The sequence below is a fragment of the Gimesia fumaroli genome (assembly GCF_007754425.1).
Taxonomy (GTDB): Bacteria; Planctomycetota; Planctomycetia; order Planctomycetales; family Planctomycetaceae; genus Gimesia; species Gimesia fumaroli.
The window spans coordinates 3,964,975-3,985,102 of record NZ_CP037452.1 but is presented as its reverse complement, the minus strand read 5'-3'; the positions used below and the strand labels follow the sequence as shown (position 1 = coordinate 3,985,102).

Annotated in this window: 3 protein-coding genes; 1 reads left to right on the top strand and 2 read right to left on the bottom strand. The window is 49.9% G+C overall.

All coding sequences use genetic code 11. The features are described from left to right. Positions 1-94 precede the first annotated feature (94 nt). Entirely contained in the window at positions 95-17,170 is a 17,076-nt protein-coding gene (locus Enr17x_RS15220) for a LamG-like jellyroll fold domain-containing protein (RefSeq protein WP_145310130.1), read from the bottom strand. 685 nt (positions 17,171-17,855) lie between these two features. Between Enr17x_RS15220 and Enr17x_RS15215 the strand changes: the two genes are divergently transcribed. Continuing rightward, entirely contained in the window at positions 17,856-18,842 is a 987-nt protein-coding gene (locus Enr17x_RS15215; RefSeq protein ID WP_145310129.1) for a hypothetical protein, read from the top strand. A gap of 5 nt (positions 18,843-18,847) precedes the next feature. Here Enr17x_RS15215 and Enr17x_RS15210 read toward each other — a convergent pair whose 3' ends face one another. After that, on the bottom strand, positions 18,848-20,044 hold the full coding sequence (locus tag Enr17x_RS15210) for an enolase C-terminal domain-like protein (RefSeq protein ID WP_145310127.1): 1,197 nt from the start codon (positions 20,042-20,044) through the stop codon (positions 18,848-18,850). Positions 20,045-20,128: the final 84 nt, after the last annotated feature.

The following is a 20,128-nucleotide window of genomic DNA, read 5'->3' as shown; positions in this document are numbered from 1 at the left end:
TGAAATTAACGACGGTCTCATTTCATTTTAAAAAATAAATTAAAGCTGAAAATGTGTCTTAGTTATATCATGAATGCGGCCCGGGTAGGGCAGCTTATTGGTTTTTTCGGTAAAGATTGTAATGGCGATTCAACAGACGGTTCCCATATTTTTCGATGGCTGATTCACATTCCTCAGCAGTAACCGGTTTTTTGAGTAATGATTTTCCATGGTAATACCCCGAAAGTAATGCGGTACTGCTCCATGCTTTTTCCAGAGATGTGTCTGGATCACTGTTTGAATTCGTATTTATTTTTGCGTTTTCGGATATGACCGGAATGACATCCGCTGGATAATCAAACAAAATTTCTTCTAAGAAAACTGGCTCTGATAGAAATTCTTTGAAATCAGATTCCGTGAGAATGACTGTCGAAAGAGAGTCTGCTTCTTTACTTTCTTCTAACAAGGTTGTACTGTCTTGTCCTGAGGTGTCCTGCGCATCATTTGATGTGGGAGGGTTTGCCTGTTCCTCGGTGACATCGCTGGCTTTACCATTGCGAATGTCAACGTCCATCAAAAGTCGGATTCGTTCTTCGCCGGCTTCTTTCAGATAAATCTGATATCGTCCATCAGGCAGCGTTTTGAATAACTGTGGCAGATTATCCAGATCTGACTCATCCAGCGGTACATCTTCGATCACATTTCCATTGGGTGCCAGGATTCTAAGGAACACAAGTCGCTCGACATTTTTATTCGCTTCTTCGATGGCTGATTCAATGGACAGAGTGTCTTTTGTCGTGAAGATACTCTGCTGATTGGATGTCGCATCCAGAATGACTTCGGTTTCAGGGAACAATAACTGAGGAACCTGGGGAGTCGTATCGATGGCAACGTTGGCCAATCCTTCCCCGGGAGTCTCCAGTACCCCGGCTTCACTGGTGAAGTCCAGACTCCCGTTCCCATCAGAAAAGGTGAATTGCAAGTCTCCCTGCATCGTAACCAGAATGGGGATATCGGCTGCCGGGTTTTGTACATTCGGGTTCGCGGCATAGGTATGCTCAAACACAAACGATCCCGGATCGGCAAAATTAAAGGTCTCCACGGTTCCATCACCCCAGTCTATGGTGATGAAGAAATTTTGTTCTGAAAAGCGACCGAAGTCTCCTGTTACGGTTGCATCCCCGGTTGCAGAGATCTGTGGTGTTAAGATATTTTGTAACTGAGGAGGAACCCCTGCAATGGCGCCTGTTTCTGATGTCAGTGTTGCATCAGTGTCGATTAATACGCCACTCGTGCCATGCCCCGAGAAGACCCCTGTGCCTGCGACACTATGATCGGATGCGGTTCCTGTATCATTGATGTCGAGAATCCCGTCTCCTGCTTCGACGTTAATATTTCCATTGCCACCGAAGGCACGAACGGAAGCATTCAAAATCAAGTCGCCAGGTCCCGTCGATTCCAAGCCAATGTTACCCCCCGAACTATTTGTGACGGCAGAGTTAACAGTGAGCGGGCTCGCATTCGTAATGATAATATCGCCGGCGACTCCGGCTGAATTTGTGATACCAACAATACCATCCACGGTACCGATGGTTAACAGGGCACCTCCCAGATCATTGTCGATTTGAATGCTGCCGGAATCCGTATTCAAAGCGGCAAGCAGCGAAACTGCTGTTTCCAGTGAATCAGCAGAACCGGCGCCGGCTGCAGTACGGATGACGAGTTCGTCAGATGTGATGTCTCTGCCCCCAGTATCACCGGCATCGACGACACCGCCGTCGGTGCTGGTCAGTCTGGTAAACGTAGTCGTGAATAACTGGCCGATGGTGATATCATCACCGGCCTGTAAATCGAGGATTCCAGTACCAGCATCGAAGATTGTGCCGTCCGACATGGTGATACCACCACCGCCGATTCCCATAGAGGCCGAATCGGCGAGCAGGGTGATCTTACCATTCGAGGAATTGACATCACCATTGCCACCAAAAATCAGACTATTTTGTGCGGTGAAGTCAATGGTACCACCGGCTGTGCTGAAGCCGTCGTTGATCTCAATCGATGAATTCACGCCGGTAGCTGTTACTTGAATCGTTCCGACACCATCGGTAGAAACAACATTTGTCAATACACCAAGGTTTTCAAAGAGTGTTTCGCCATCTGTCTGAACGGTGATGTCGGAGCCTGTTGTGGTGATTTCTTCGAATGCGGCTTCTTCTCCGCCGGTTTGTAAATAGTCAATTGAGCCGGTGCCGGTGGTTAATTGTGTGATCCGCACAGAGCCCGTTGCCGCTGAAGATGTGTTGGAAACATCAATATTGCCTGTTCCGGAATCAATGGAAAGGGTTCCGCCGGCCAGTTCTACCGCCTGGTTATTACCGATTCCGTTGACTGCCTGCAGTGTAATCGAACCGGAAGCGGCGTTTAGATCGATTTCCGGAGTCATCTGATCGTTGAACGCGTCATTGATATCTCCTGCTGAAATAACCGAGATAACTCCATCCAACGCGGCGAGATCTCCGAGCAGAATGTTTCCGAAGTTAATGGTAGAGACATTGATTTCCGGAGTCGCGCCACCAGCCGAGATTGAGGTCAGCTCCAGAATATCGGAGTGCGCATCCCCTTCGTTCGAAATGGTAATAGTTCCATCCTGAGTGGTTGCCAGGTCGATGGTTAATGCTTCGTCGCCGATCTGTGCCAGCGCAATACTACCGGTTCCGGTGGTAATACTGGTGGCGGTGACAGAATTACCGGCGGTGTTGTGAAGCAGGATGTCGCCGTCGGTGGTGTCAGCTGAGAAAGATTCGACACTCAGCTCGAGAGTGTCTCCCACGCCGATTCCAGTAACTGCGTTCAGACCCAGGCTCATCGCATTTATATTAAGCTGCCCCGGAATACCGTCGTTTTGATCAGTGATCGCAGCTTGGGAGTCGAGCAGCACATGGTCGGCGGCTGTTTCAATCAGACCGGACAACAGGATGTTGCCGCCGGCGAAAACATGAATGTCACCCGCAGATGTCTGTAGGATATCGTGAATGATCACATCATCTGTTTCAATGATTCGGATCTCGCCTGAGGTCTGGTTGGTGATATTGATCTGATCGACCTGTGTTTCGATTTCCCCATTCAAATCAGCGACCTTACCGGCTCCCAGAGCAGCAATGATCGTGACCCGGGCGCCGGACACATTGGCGATTAGATCTTCGCCGGCATTGTCTCCGGCGTCGGTTACGCTCCCTTCCGTTTCCAGATGAATCGCGAAGTCGGTGGCGTTAGTTGTGATGACCTGGCCAATAGTAATGTCATCTGTTGCTGTCAGTGTGACTGTACCATCACCGGCATTGATGACTGTGCCATCGGCCATTGTAACCCCACCGAACAGTCCCCCGGCACCATTGTCGGCATCTGCAGTCAACTTAATATCACCTGAAGTGCTGGTCAGGTGACTCGAACCATTAAAGGCAATGTCATCGGCGGTTTCAATCGTAACACTGCCTGTCTCGCTTTGGATGTTCTGATTCAGAATCAGGTAGGCGTCGGTGTTTGTCGTTTCGATGAATAGAGTACCGGTTCCCAATGTCTGTACCAGATTCGTAACAGTCACACCGCCGGCGGATGTCAGCGAGATGTTTGTGTCTGTGCCTCCCGTCAAAGCCATCGAATCGGTATTCAGGTCGACGAGTTCCAGGGCAGGGGAGTCGTTGGTAATAATAAAATCACTGCCAGTAGCGGTACCATCAAACTGCTGTGCTGTGATCGTAACGGTTTCTGCAGACATTGACTGAAACAGAATTGCATCAACGGCGTTAATATCAAGGTCTCCCCCGCCGGCATCGATGATATCAGGCGCATCCAGACGCAGGTTTGCTGTTTGCAATCCGGTTGGTACAGTGATCGAAACATCGGAGACAAAACCGATGGTGTCCTGTGTATTGTGAATTCCCGTTGTGAGTGAGACATCCAGTGCGCCACCTGTTACTTTGATGAATGTGGTTCCCACTGAGCCCGTGCCTGCGTCCAGATTGATCAATTCAGGCGAGGTACCTGTATTGTGGATGGCGATGCTGTTACCACTGGTCAGGTCGAGATGATCTACTGTTGTCTGCAGTGGATCAAAACCAGCTTCGGTAAAGATACTGGTGATGCCACCGATATTACGTCCGGCAACAATCGTCAATTGATCGCCGGTCGTGATATTTATGTCGGTGCTGTCAGAATCGAGTACATCACGATCGGAATTCAAAGTGATATCGGCGGTGTTCTGGGCTGTTAAGGTTGTGACATTGATGTCGCTATCAGCGCCGGTTGCAGTCAGTGTGATACCGTTGTTGATATCGGAAGCGGAGTTGTTCGTGGAATTGACGTCGAGGACTTCTATGGTACCGGCAGCATAAACGGTAATAAATCCATCGAATGTCATCAGTTGCGAAAGGGTAATGCCGTCCACTTCATCAATGTGAATTCCACCGGCGTTTGTATTCACGTTAGCGGTGAGTAAGTTGACATCGGTGTCGACGTCGATTCCATCCTGAGTACCATCTGCACTGCTGGATGTTAGCATCAAATTGTCAGCGGTAATCCAGTTTAAATCGGCGCCATTGGTATCGAGAATACCGTCATCGGCAGTCAGTGTGACATCTGCATTGCCAACAGCAGTAATTGTAGTCACTAGAATATCACTACTGGTTCCTGTCGCCGTCAGTGATATATCGTGATCGTCGTTAGCTGAGTTGTTTGTCGAGACAACTGAGGTTGCCGTGATGCTGCCTGTGGCGTTGACGCTGATTTCACCATCAAAGGTGGAGAGATCAAGCAGTTCAACGGTCCCCGTATTTTCTAAGAAGAGGCTGCCAATGCCGGATATCGTAGCAGAGAGCGTACTGATTTCTGTTTCCAGTGGATTTCCATCGCCGATCCCGGTCACGGCATTAAGAACTGCCGTTGTAGCCACAATGTCTGTATAACTGTCTCCGTTATCACTGATTGAAGCTGAGAGAGAATCAATGTTGACGGTACCTGTTGTCAGCAGGCCACCTAAAAGGACATCTCCATCAGCTGTGAGGCCAATGTCACCGGTTCCGGCATCAATCAAAGATCCATCGGTCATTGTGATTGAATCACCGTTATTTCCTGCCGCATTGTCAGCGGTTAAAGTGATTGTCCCGGAAGTGGAGTCAATCAACGCGACGCTTCCCAGCAGAATGTCATCTTCCGCTATGAGACTGACGGTTCCGGTCTGACTCTTGATGGTCGTGTCCAGGTTAATACCACTACCTGAACCTGTGGACTCACCGATCAGTTCGATGTTACCAGTGCCGGAAGCAGAGACACCAGACATGTTTGAAATATCGATTCCATCATCGCCGTTTGAAGTACCATTGATCGAAATATCGCCGTTGGTCGAAATCACTTGCCCGGCGGATGTTTGAATTGATGTTCCTGTTGAAGCAGAACTACCGCCAGTTGATGCTCCCGTGACTGTAATACTTCCGTCCGTTGATTGCACCAGGCTTTGAATCCTGACTCCAGTATGGTCGGATGTGGTCGTACCATTAATGGTGATCGTTGCTGCGTTGGCACCGGTTCCATTGGAAAGAATCGTTGCCTGATCAAGCAGTTGGAATCCAGGGCCGGCACTGGCATTACCAGTGATATCAATGTCCCCATCGGTGGAAGTCACATTGGTCGATGCCCCTTCAATCAGGACTCCCTGGTTTGTATCCAATCCGGTCCCACCAGTGCCATTAATGGTGATGGTACCGGCTGAGACGCCCGTATCAGTTGAAATGACGGTCGTCCCGGTATGCAGGTGAACGCCTTGATGACTGCCTGTCAGGGCATCTGTTCCACCAAAGCCTGTGATCGAAATATTTCCAGTGCCCGAAGTCTGAATAACCGCGTTGTCGGCTTCGATGCCAGTGAAATCACCAGTTGTGATGCCGCCATTGTTCGCAAGAAGTGTGATTCCGCCATTAACCGTTTTCAGGTTGCTGCCGCTATTGAGTTTAATATTTCGAGTGGATGTAAGCAGCAGGGCACCGGTACCGAAAGTGGTGATTGTTGTCGCAAGATCAACAGTCAGTGTGTCAGTGGCGTCAAACGTGACGGAGCCAGTCGTCGATTGAACGTCTTCGGTAATGTCAAGCGTCCCCATGACATTTACCAGGATCTCCAGGTCGGCATCGAGACCGACCTGAGCCGTGATACCACCAACCGTCAGGTCGCCCATGTTGTCCAGGAAGAGTCCGCCTGTGCCAGCGTCGGCTTCCAGGTACGAGATCGCGGTGTCGATGGCATCCGCCAGTTGTCCTATTCCCATGTTGGCATTAATGACCAACTGATTTGCAGTCACATTTTTGGCCGGCGTTATGTCATTGTCTGTGATACTACCATTGGTGGATGTTAGATCGACACGACCGCCGGTGGTCGTGATGGAAGAGACAGCAATATTGTCGTATGCAGAGAGTTGGACGAGTCCACTCTGTGATTCGACGGTGCTTCCGGAATCCATGGTGATGCTACCTGCGTTGGAGCCGTCATTATCTGCTGTTAACGTGATGGAACCGCTGGCCTGGCTGATGATCTTTGCCGTGGATGTTAGTGTGATATCGTTGTCAGCCAGAACTGTGATACTGCCATCCAAGCTGGTTAGTTCTGAAGAAATCAGGACGTCCGAAGTAGCGCCTTTCACTACTACCATGATGTTTCCCGCGCCGTTGACACTGATTCCGCCATCGGTAATAAAACTGCTGCCAGCGGACGTGTTGATGTCTACATTTCCGCCGCCCGTACCTGAGGTCGTTCTGAAGCTGCTGTTTAAGGCAGTGAATTCGGTAAGGGAATCAATATCAATATTTCCCCCATCACCCGTAAGCAGGCTGCCGTTTGAAATATCGACTTTGCCCAGACTGGATTTGACCGTAATCGTACCACCAGAGGCTGCACCGAGCGTAGTATCGATTCCAGTGCCGGTGGATAAGACATCACTTTGAGCCTGAACTAGAACACTTCCCCCTTCGCCGGTATTGATGCCGCCATCTTCGAGAGTGATGGTTCCGGTGGCATTGATCGTTATATCACCGAGTGAATTCACGCCGGTATCACTGGTGGTCACATCCCCGTTATTTGCGTCAATAGTGACAGAGGTTGCAGAAGCATTGGTTGTACTCAAAGAACGCGCGGTAACGTTGGCACCATCAATGTCAATTGTTCCCGTGCCGGCATCCAGGCTGGAGCCGGATTGCATGGTGAAATCACCGACACCGGAGGTATCGGAGTCCGCCTGGACGGTCACATTGCCGTCGGTAGAGACGGCATCGTTGAATATGATATCGTTGGTCGCTTTGGCAGTAATCAAAATCCCAGCGCCACCAGTCAGTGTTGAGTCAAAGGTGAGATCACCTGCTGTGGTGGCTGAAAAGGACGTCGTTACTCCCAGAGAGACTGCATCCTGGAATGTCTGACTTCCGGAAGTAGTGACGTTGCCGCCGTTGATCTCAGTGGTCCCAGCAGCATCGGTGGTCAGGCTGGCTAGTTCTGCTGTATTTCCCACCTGATTGTTGAATGTGGTTGTTCCGCCTGTATTGACGTTGAGCGCAAAAGCCCCGTTTAGCGTCGACATCAATGCGATATCGCCGCTCGCAGTACTACTGAGAATCGCATCTGCCCCAAGCAGAACTGCATTGTTAAATATTTGCGATCCAGTCGTTGCGATACTGCCACCATTAATGTTAGTAGACCCGTTGGCGTCAGTGGCAAGACCGGTTAAAGCATCTGTATTGCCCACGAAGCCATTAAAATTGGTTGTGCCATCCGTGTTAAGACCGAGTGAAAATGCACCGTTTAACGTCTGGTCAAATGTAATGGCCCCGCTACCGGAACTTGTGAGAATGGTATTCATTCCCAGAGTGACATCGTCATTAAAAATCTGAGCACCCGTCGTATTGATTCTGCCGCCATTGATTTGAGTAGTACCGCCGGCAGTGGTTGTCAGACTGGACAGAGGTGCTGACGTACCAACAGCACTTCCCAAAATGGTATTGCCGATCGTGTCAATGACCAGATCGATGGCACCATCAATGGTTGATTCGAATTCAATATTGCTGCCACCAGTGCTGATGAGTGTCGAATTTGTGACAAAGTTGACCGCATCGTGATAAAGTTGTGAACCGGTGGTTGTCACCGTTCCCCCGTTGAATGTGGTGCTGGTGACGCCGGAAGAGCTGATCTCAACTGAGGCCGCATCAATGTTGGCCAGAATGTCAACGGTTTCTGCAGTGACGAACAGATCGCCTGTGACCAGGTTTGTTGCTGTCTGAAATGTCACGCTATCATCGCTGCCGGCCAGGATTGTCAAGCTGGCGTTGAAGGAACTGTCGAGACTGTCAATCAGAATCGTATCGATGCCGGTTGGTGTTCCTGCACTGTCAGTACGAATCGTGATCGAACTCGTCGGATCGAGGAAGAGCACTGATTCGCTGAATGTGGAGTCAATATACGAATAATTGTCGCCGGCAACGCCATCGTCTGAGAGGGAAATTGTTTCGGTGGCATCGGTGAAATCAAAATCACGATTAGCGACAAGCAAGTTGTCGATGATTGGTTCCAGACCAGTAAACGTGATCGTGGTTGAACCGTCACTCAGGGTGGCATCGGAAATTGTAATGACGCCGTCTTCCCCTTCGGCGGGAACACTGTCGGGGGTAAAGACGTAAGCGACGGAGTCGGCTTCGAGCGGCGTACTGTGATTGATGACCAGTGTATCGCCGTCAACACCCGCAATTCCCAGCGAATTACCGTCGTTATTCTGTGAACCACCGTTAAAGATGATTCCGTTTTCCGCATTAAAGAACAGGTTGTCGGGTTGGTTGATAATCAAGACATCATCGCCCCCCAGTCCGTTGAAGGTGATCGAAGTGATGTCAGTGATGGCAACCGTTCCCAGAATCGTCTCACCAACGCCACCGATATCGCGTGTCAGTACAAACGTGGCGGTGTCTTCACCAGTGAGAGTCAATTCGAGCTGGTCGTCTTCACCGGTTCCAAAGATGACGATATCACCGGTACCATATAGGCCCGGATACAGACTAGGAGGATTTTGGTATGCTCCAATATGCGGCGTTGTGGTATTCGTATCGCTGGCGAATTCAGATGAAGTGTAGGCGGCCGAAGAACCGAAGCCGATCGTGCACTGCTCTTCCAGAGAGTCGGTACTGACAAACAGAGGATCGTTGGCATAAGCGAACAACGGGTCGCCGAATACATTGGTCGAATCTAAGGTCACATTGGAATCGAGATCGTTGCCATTAAAGGCATTGTAGGTGACGTTGGCATTCAACGGTGCGATAACGCCAAAGCCTTGAATGGGGGGCAGGGGAGGTACCGCCTGCAGATAGAGGGTAATATTGGTGCCACTGTCGCCTGACACAATGGTAGTGCCAGCGGCATCGTCCAGATCCCAGTGTGCAACAAGGCGTGCATCGCCGGTCATGGCGGCGACACCATTGTTCATGATGTCAGCCCGCTCGGAGACACTTAAGACATCGTTAAACCAGCCGATGTCGTCCATCAGCCCGTCAAAATACCGTCCTGCATCACCCGGATCGCGTCCAACGTTCATTAAGCCATTGATCGTATCAGTAAAGTGAGTACTGTCGAAACCAGCAAGGTTTTCATCGAATGAGGAAAGGTAGGGTTCCTCGGAACCATTAATGTAAATATGCATTTCGCCGGTGTCGGCGTCCCACGTATATTGGATGTTGGTCCAGATGCCCGCAACACCAGCCTGGCCACCCTGCTGGATTGTGAAGTCAGAACCATCTTGCGTTCGACCGTAGAATTGTCCGCCACCGTTGGTACGATACTGGAATTCCAGGCCACCGTTATCAGGGCCTTCGAAGAACTGATTGCGTCTGCCGACATCATCCATATTGACCCAGAAGTTCAATGTCCCTTTACGGCCGACATCGAAACTAGCGTCCTGGAAAGTGGCGAAATCATCGAGACCGTCGAATTCCAGCGCGCCGCCGAACTGACCGGCTGTTGTCTGGAATTCCGGACCGAAGGGGACGATGCCGTCTGTTGCAAGGAACATTTGAATGCCGTTGACGTTGTCGACGGCGATATTACCGGAGGCCTGATCGAAGTCCCAGTGGGCCACGAGGCGGGCATCAGCGGACAGAGTCGCGATCCCCGTTGCTCGAATCGTATCCAGGTCAGTCTGGTTCAGAGCCTGATCAAACCAGCCCACATCGTCCATCAATCCATCAAAGAAACGACCGTTTCCGGGATCGCGGCCAACATTCATCAGCTCATTGACGGTGCTGACCGTGGCGGTCCACTGTGAGAGATCAGAGTCGTAAGTAGTGCTGAAATAGCCAACTTCGACGCCATCGATATACAGGTGCATTTCGGGATTCACACCACCGTTGAAATCCCACGTATATTGAATATTTTGCCAGACGCCGGTCGTGCCGCCAGCAGAGCCGTCTTGGATGACATAGGTGTTTCCGTTGCCGTCATTACGGTTCGGGCTGCCGAAAAACTGACCGCCGCCGTTGGTCCGGTATTGGAATTCCATACCGCCATTATTCGGGCCTTCAAAGAACTGATTGCGACGTCCCTGGTCGTCCATATTCACCCAGAAACTGAGTGTGCCGGATTCACCGACATCGAAGTTGGCATCCTGAAACAACCCAAAATCGTCGACACCATCAAATTCTAGTGCTCCACCAAAGACACCACCGGTTGGATTCCAGAGTGGTTCTGTCGTCGGCTGAGGACCTTCGTAAGTAAAGCCGTTGAAAATATTGTCGGTGATGTTGACGGTGCCTACAGCCACTGAGAGCGATGGATCAAAGTAAACGCCACCAGGCTGGGCATAGATGCCGTTGCCGTTGGTTGTAGAGGAATCCTGCCAGTCGAAGGTGTTGTGGATGATATCCAGCCCGTCGGCAGTCATACCGCCATTCGTAATCGTGACCGTATAATTCTGATCGCCGGCTTCCTGGAACGAGCCTGCTTCAAGACCGTTGCCGAAATAGTTATAGGAAATTTCACCACTGAAGGCGAAATTGTTAGGATCGCCAAATGTGCCTTGGGGACCAATGGCGATCGGCCCCCAGCGGAAATGGTCGGCGCGGAATTCGTTGCGGGTGATCAGGAAATTTTCGCCACTACCGTTATCTCCATCTCGGATGGCAGCACGACCGAACTTTCCTTCAAAGATCGAATCAGATACTTCGAGATTGTTGGCACCTTCCAAAACGACGGCGCTGCGATAATTATCACCAAACAACAGGTTATTAAGTGTGGTGTTATCGGATGTTGTGTAGACGACATAGCCCTGGTAATCGGTGGCGGATGTGTGTGTCTCCCAGCCGAGTTGGGCGCCGGTTATGGTCACATCACTGGCGGAAATATTAACGGCAATGTCAAAATTGTTTGTCGGCGCTCCCGATTTGCGAATTTCGACGACGTCTTTGCCTGCTCCCAGAATCGAAACGGATTCGTCAATGTCGAGAGTCCCTGTAGTGAGGTAGTTTCCCGCTGCAACATTAATGATGCCGCCGGTCCCGGCAATATCAACGGCGTCCTGAATATCGGCACCGCCAGCCGAACCGAGCACATTCACTGTCGTCGCATCGCCCGATACGTTCGTGGAAACAAGATCGCCGTCCAGATTCACTTCGTTTGCATTAAATGCGATCCCTGCCGCAGTCAGAGTAATGCTCTTGGCGACGTTGATCGTCTCAACGTTCCATTCCAGCATCTTCCCAGTATCCAGAGAAATACTACCGTTGGAATTCAGGGTATCTACGTCACCATCGCCATTAATTACCAGGGATGCCCAAAAACTGGTCGCCAGCGAATTGAGATTGATCACGTCAGCGCCATCACCGGTATTGATGGTGACCGTGCCGGTCGGGTTCGTGAATGTCAGTGTTTCACCGGCGGTGGAGGTAATCATGGTCTGGCCGCCGCCCGCATCGGTGATGGTAATCGTTTCAGCAACACCACTATAATAAAGAGTGACATCTACTGCGTTGATCGTTGATGTGATTGGTTCCAGGCCAGTATAGGTGATGAAATCGCTCATCGCGCCGTCGATGCGAATAGAGCCGGAACTGCTGTCGGTGAAATAATATTCAACAGAAGTCGTTGTCCCCAGCAGATTCAATACATCTCCCGGGTTTGTGGAGTTGTTCCCTTCGCCGTCATAGTCAACAGTAATACCTTCTGCGGCGAGGGCACTATCGACGGTCAAACTGTCGTCTCCATTTCCGGCATTGACCGTAACACTATTGGTGTCAGTCAGCGAACTGGTGCCGATCAGCGTTCCTCCCAGACGATATTCGATGTTGGGACCGACAACAAGAACTTCGATGGCATCGTCGCCGGTTGTTCCTTCCAATTGAATATCGACGAGACCCGATATTGCGAAGTTTTCTATCTCGCTGTAAGTAATAGTAGGGAATGTTCCTGTGACACTGCCCGAAACGTTGCTGCTGTTGGAAACCAGAGCGGTCCCGGCTGCTGAGGTATCTACGTTGAGTGTATCGCCCCCCGGGTTCGAGGCGGGATTGCCGCCTGTGATCTGAAATGCTTCTGAATCAGGTGTGACATCAAAACTGTCTGCATCGTTGCCGCCATTGAGATTCACAAAGTTACTGAATCCCAGTGAATTCGTACTTTGGTAAGTGTTCATTCCGTTGAGTGTCCAGTTAGCGACACTATCGATTCCCGTCAGAGAGTTGGTTCCCGTTCCTCCTGTTAGTTGGTCGATATTCTTGAATATGACAGATTGGGCTGATTCAGTTCCGTCGAAGCCATCGCCCCCTCCGGTTCCCGTTAAACTGACACTCAGGTCAGTGGTATAATTCGTTAAATTGAGGTGGTCAGAGCCTTCTTCGCCATCAATGGTTCCATTAATAGTAGAACCGTTATTGTTGAACTGGAAGAGGTCATTACCCAGTCCGCCTTGCAGATTGAGAGAATGTGTTCCGCTGATATTAAAGATGTCAACATCGCTGCCGCCCTGTAGAAGTTCAAAATCAGAGAAGCCTAGTGAGGTAACACTCCCATAAAAACTGGAAGGTTGGATGCTCCAAGTGGCAGCCGCGTTCCGACCAGTCAGTTGATCGACCAAACCACTGCCTGCGGAGATGCGATTGATATTATCAAAACCGCCGATGATTGCCGTTTCTGTTCCCTGGAATCCGCCAGACGTGCCGTTATCAATCAGAACCACATCAATGGATGTTGAATAGAGAGCGTAATCAAGTTCGTCAGCTCCTAATTCCCCATCAATTGTCCCTGTGAGTGTTGCACCGTCCTGAAAACGGAAGATGTCATTTCCGGAATGACCGGACAAATTATGAGTCTGGTTTCCCGTGATTGTGAACGTGTCAATGCCGGTTCCACCATTCAGGTTCTCGAAACCACTGAAACCAAGCGTATTTGTTGTTGTGTATTGATTCGAACCGTCAATGGACCAGGCTGCCGTGTCATTCATGCCGGTCAGTGAATCGGGATTGCTGCTGCCGATGATTGTATTGATGTTATCAAACGAGGCGACGGTAGCCGCTTCTGCTCCTGAAAATCCATTATCAGAGCCAGTTGCAGCCAAAATCAGGTCAAGTGAGACTGAGGAAGCCGAATAATCGAGGATGTCGTTTCCTGTCAGACCATCGATGCTGCCCGTAAGCTGCCCGCTTCCACTGAACTGAAACGTATCTGTTCCGACATTTCCGATGAGATGCGTAAATCCTTCAAATTCGATACCAGAGATAACTCCCTGATTCACACCATTAATCAGGTAGTTTGTGCCGGCATTAGCTCCCGTGATTCGGTCCTGAGTATTGTCACCGATAATTTTCTCAATTCCGATGCCGCGATTAACGCCGGTCGCACTCGCGTCATTGCCGTTGACGGTGACGACACTGGTGACGGCGGAGAAATCGATCGTGTCAAATCCGTTGCCGCCAGACAGTGTGCCGTCAATCTGGCCTCCATCCAGCAGGATAAAGGTGTCTGCAGAATCATTTCCTTCTAGGTCTTCGATATTGCTGAATGTGACTGACCCAGACATCAGGCTGCCGCTATTCACACCATCGATCAACCACTCATTACTCTGATCTGCTGCGACTAGTGTGTTTGAACCGGCACCTCCATCAAAGCTGATTCCCCCTGCGGGAGTGATAGCACCACCACTGGTATCGAGACGAAGTGTATTGTCAAATCCGGTACCGGTAATCATCACGCTCGAGACATTGGCGAAGTTATGTGAATAGACGATTTCATTCAGCGACCCTGTTTCGAGAATACGAAGCTGAGTCCCGTCTCTGACAATTGTGATAACATTGGCAGACCAGTCGCCCGCCTCTACGACCATCGTTTCGACGAGATCATTCAAGTTGATCGTCACCGTTGCAGTGGCTGTACCGCCGGCGTTGTCGTCGACGGTAATATCTAGAGTATAGGTCGGATTGGTTTCGAAGTTCAGCAGCCCCTGGTTGGCCACCACAATCTGGCCTCCCGTGGTAATGTCGAATGCGGCTGCTCCGGTTCCCCCGAGTTCGGTAAAGGTGAGTGTATCACCGGGTTGATCATCATCGGTGGCAACAATAACGGCTCCGACAGAAGTACCATTCGCCGCGTTTTCATCAACATCGCGAATCTGGTCCGCAATGACCGGGTCATTGTCGTTTAACGGATTGATGTCGATGGTGATTGTCGCGGTATCGGTCGCACCGGCACTATCGGTAACGAGAATCTCTAGATCAAACGAGGTCGTTGTTTCATAATCAAGCTGGCTTTGATCGGCGACAGTAATTTCGCCCACCGAACTGACGTTGAAGGCGGTTTGTCCGGTTCCACCAGTAACGCTGAAAGTCAAGCTGTCTGCGGGAACGTCAGGGTCTGTTGAAACGATCATTCCCACAGACGTCGTGTTAACGGTGTTTTCGTCGACATTGAAATTCTGGTTGGTTGCAGCAGGCGGAGTATTGACAGTCAACGCAACATCGTTACCGTCGCCTCCTTGATAAGTGATATAGACCTGATTGCCATTGAAGGTCAGCAGAGTGCCTTCTGTGAGGCCGGCGAATGTACCAGCGATGGCGTCAACATCATCGTTATCAATCAACAGGAACTCATCGCCGGCAGCAGCGGTAAATGAGCTGATCAGATTGAGTGTGGCTCCTGTGAGATCAACAGTGCCGGTAACTTGAATCTGGTCGTACTCGGTCCCTGCTACGGTGCCGTCAATTTCGACGTTCAGGGTTGAACCGGCTATGAATGTCAGATCTCCTGTACTGAGGATTCCGGGGCTCGACCCCGGGCTCAGAATGCCACCGGAATTAATGGTCACTGGGGCATCTATATTACCAGAGCCTCCAAGCGTCGCTCCATTGGAAACGATTACGTCTGATGTTTTGAGTGTTCCTTCTACTTCAAGTAAACCATCTTGAACCGTCGTCGAACCAGTGAAGGAACTGCTACCGGAGAGTGTAAACTCACCGGTCCCTGATTTGGTCAGGCTGCCATCGCCGCTGATGCTGCCTGCGAAAATGGATGACGTAGCAGCGGCCTGGTTCACATCAAGCATGCCGGTCGCGCCACCTAAGAGCACCTTGCCGGTCCCGGTGAGTGAAGTGAGCGAGGCTTCAAAGCCATTCAGGTCGAGCACGCTTGTGACGGATGTTAAATAGACACTGGACGTATTGGGAATGGCGAAGGATTGTGCGAGTTGCAGGAGACCATCATTGATGATCGTCTGGCCTGTATAACCATTGGCCGCGTCGAGAATGACTGTGCCCGTACCATTTTTGATTAAGTTGTTTCCGTTTAATTGGGCTTTGACAGCGCCCGAGCGTAGATCCAGATCAGACTGGGCAGAGAGAACGCCGCTGGTAGCGATCACAGTGCCGTCTTCGAGGACAAATCCGTTGATCGTTTCGTTGAACGTGCCCAGATCGAGTGTCGCGCCTCCGGATAACGTCAACGAGACCGAATCTGCCAACAGATCATTTCCAGTCAACTGGTAGGTGTCTCCGGGTTTTCCGCTGATGATCAAATCAGTGGGAGCAAACGCAGCATCGAATGAATCCAGCGCAACTGCTGAGTTGCCGCCGGATGTGTTAATAGTGAGCGAATCCGTGGGAATAGCAAACGTGGTAAACTCAAATGCGGCACTCAAGCTGCGGATTTGCATTTCACCTGGAATCGTTGGATTTTCCAGAACGGCATCAAAAGTTGACGTGGGAAGATTGATGATGACGTTGTTGGCCGTACTGGTCCCACCAAACACAGGTTCCAAACCGGTATAGCTGATTTCCGTTATGCCATTGCCGCTGAAATCAATCGCCCCCGTTCCCGGTCCGGTTAAGTTATGCGTCAGAGTGTCAAAAGTGCCATTCGTAAATTCGAGAGCGTCATTGCCACCAATACCGCCTTCAAATGAAATCGCAATATCATTTAAGCCAGGCGTTGCGTAATTTAGCGTCAGGAGATCCGTTTCTCCATCGGCACCTGTGACATGGATTGAATTCAGACCTGCTGCAGGAGCCGAGAAGAGCAGGGGATTCGCGCGATCCGGATCGAGAATTTCGAGGTTGGGACCATTGATCTGAATCACAAAGGCGTCGTCGGCATTCAGCTCATTGGGCAATACTACATTCAGTTGATCGCCCGTCAGTTCGAATTGCCCCAGATAGGTCACTGTGGAGGCCGGATTAAATTGCGGCGGCTCTCCCATGCCGATTTGAAGTTCGATTCCGATATTAACCTCACCCGTAAAGCCGGTGAGGTCAACTGGACCATTGATGACCAAATCCTGTTGACCAAGAAACTGAACAGTCTGCGAAGGATCAGTGCCCGTGACCAGAATTGAAGAGATTTGACTGGCATCAAATTGTAAAATGCTGCCGGGTAAGCCAAGCCCGTCATCAACTTGAATTGTGGCACCACTGTCTACGACAGAGACAGTAGCTTCATCGTTTGCGGCATCGAGGTTGAGTTGGAGCACATCACTGGTAGTACCACCTATAGCGGCACTGACGTTGAGCACAATTCGATCTTCCAGTCGAATCAATTCCAGGCTCGCGTTGCTGTCCTCTCGAAAGTTTTTGTACTTAAGATTAGGCGATGAGTCTGTTTTGCCGAAGCATCGATTCAGCCATTTTAATAATCTCACGTTGAGAAGCTCCTTCGAGTTTCTTGAAATGCTCTAAACTTCAAATGGCATAAAAATATGGGACGACTCTTGTGCAGCAAAACGTGTGAAGAGATCATGATGGGTTGACTACGTACCGACATCCTTTCAAGCGATCCACGACCATCAAACCGGTATACATAATGGTACAGGGGCAGTCTTGCTGAAAATCCCTCCATATTATCCTTGCTCTCTAAAAGGTATGTCAATCATTTTTAACGTGGGACAAACATCTGCTAAAAATGTAAAGCTTGCGGTTACACAAACGTCATACCCGTTCTAACTAATCCGATTCCTACTGTCGTGAACATAACCATCCCGTTGTCCCTACAATCATTGCAACTCTCCTACGCTGACATACATCTAAATAACGAATCAAGTTCCTTGTCATTTCAATAATCCGCTCAATAAAACAGGAAATCGAAAATTTCGACCCACATAACTGTAATTCCGTACACTCTTTGATGGTAATGACTATTTAAATTTTGCAAGCCGGATAGATAGGGGTATTACAAAGACCTTGCTGTTTAGTATGTCGAAGATGTGCTGCCGTCATAACCTCTGCCGATATATGATTATGAGTCCTTCTGATCAAACGATATCAAAAATGCTGACTGCCGCCTGTTGACCAATGCAGGCAATCTATCTCACTGGAGCGCCTGAACTTATGAGGTTGCTAACTGCTCATTCCTGGATCATTGCCTGTCTGTGCTGCCTGATGTTTCATGGCTGTGCATCAAAACAGATTGCGCACTTTTCGATCGCTCCTGAATTTGATCAACACAAAATTAACGCGATCTCCAAGTCTGCTGCAGTCCGTAACCAGACTACCAAGACCAAGACGGATGAAAGCGTAAAATCTGACCAAATAAGGGTTACCGGGTTCAATAAGCAAACAATGCAGAACCGAAAACAACAGCTCGAGTCACTAACGGCTCTACCAGAAACCGTAAAACCAAGTGAGTCCATACTGCAATTCGATGAGCTTAACGATTTTCACTCGATTGCGTTAATAGAGACAGGAACATCCCAGCCAGATAATCTCGATCCTCCTGTGGAAGCACAAAAACCGGAGGTACAACCTGTCTTCGCTATGGAACTCCCACCAACGAACACTACTGAAGTGGTACTCAGTAAAAACAATCTCGCTTTCCAGGCAGAGCAGGAGACAGCCCCGGCTGCGAAATCACCACATCTGGTGGAACTGGGGCTAAAGCCAATCACTCAGATGTCAGTCAGTGCCAGGCCACCAGCGGGTGAACTACCAAAGAATACGGCTGCAGAACAACTAGAGAAACTTCCGACGCGTCAGGTCGTGATGGGAGAAACTCGGAACTGGGAGTTAAGTACAATGGAGTGGGAAGCTCCTGGAGTTGCTTATAATCCACTGTATTTTGAAGAACCATACCTGGAACGCTATGGCTATAATTATGGTGCTCTTCAGCCCTTCCTTTCTGCGGGACGCTTTTTTGGGCGCATCCCAGCACTCCCCTATATGATTGGCACGTATCCGATGGATGAATGTCGTTACCCGTTGGGATATGCTCGACCGGGTGATTGCCCGCCCTATCAGGTGGAAAAGCTTCCTTTCAGTGCACGCGGAGCTTTATTTGAAAGCCTGACTGTTACCGGTCTGGTATTCTTGATTCCCTGATCGTATTAGCTGAGTTTCCAGTGCTGTTCTCGTTGCGTGAATTGCTTGAGTCGTTGCTCGTTCACCGTAATTCCCAGTCCAGGGCCCTTTAATGCCGTCGCGCTCCCCCCCCATCCAAACGAGATCTCCTCATTGATGAGATTCTGTACAAGCAGGAACCGGTCAAAACTTCCTTCTAAAAAAGCGATGTCTTTGACTGAGGATGCGAAGTGACGTCCCGCAGCGGAAAGGATGCCGGTTTCCCCCACCTGACAACCGAGTTGATACTGGAGTCCCGCCTGATGGGCCTGATGGGCCAACTGTAAAGCAGAGATGATTCCCCCCAGCTTTGAGATACGGAGATTAAAATAATCACAGTAGCCTTCTGCTATGGCTTGTTCGGCGTCTTGCTGGCAGCAAAGAGACTCATCGAGCATCACAGGTGTTTCAATCAGTTTCTTAACATCACGCAAACTGGCGATGTCATTATGAGAGACCGGTTGTTCGATCGAGCTGATTTTGAAGGGAGAGAACTCACGATCTTTTTCCTCTAGAATTTCACGTGTCCAGGCTTCATTCGCATCGACGCGCAGGCTCATGTTGCTCCCCGTCAGCCGACGTAGTTTTTGTAAAAGACGCCGATCATTGATCTGCGGGAGTCCGACCTTCACTTTACAGTGCTGGAATCCTGTCAAACGGTAAGCGAGAGCCAGCATGTATTGTTTGACGGGTTTCATAGAAGTCAACACACCACTGTAACGGACGATCTGCTGTGGTTTGACCAATTTCTGATACGGCTTCAAATGTTGAAAGATTGTAGAAAAGGAAGTCTCTTCTGCACGCGTCCCAGCATCAAACAGGCTGATTTCCAATGCACAGCGGGCTGCATTCCCAAAGCACCCTCTTTGCAAATATTCATCAGAGGAATCTGTCAGTTTGGGTAAATTTATTTGCTGGCTGAGTGAGATCAAGCCGTCGAAAGAATCCCAATTGTCCCCTAACATCGACTGGAAATTGGTATTTTCATATTGAGAAAATACCGAATCAACGGTTTCACCCGTCACGTATTCTCGCGGTACCGATTCACCCCAGCCTACGGTTCCATTGGTTAACTGACAGCGAACTACGATCGACTGCGATTCAGAGCGGCTGAAGGATGCATGGGTGATTTTTCGTCGTAACGGTACGCGGACCTGATACGCCGAAAGTTGGGCGATTCTCATTATGCCTTATTTCTACCTTCATTAACTCTAAGCGGGATTATGACATACGTGCATATTGGGGGTGACAGCCATTCGAAATAATGC

Coding starts and splice junctions, on each gene's coding strand:
- Enr17x_RS15215 (WP_145310129.1), top strand. CDS start 17,856: ATGAGGTTGCTAACTGCTCATTCCTGGATCATTGCCTGTCTGTGCTGC.
- Enr17x_RS15210 (WP_145310127.1), bottom strand. CDS start 20,044: ATGAGAATCGCCCAACTTTCGGCGTATCAGGTCCGCGTACCGTTACGA.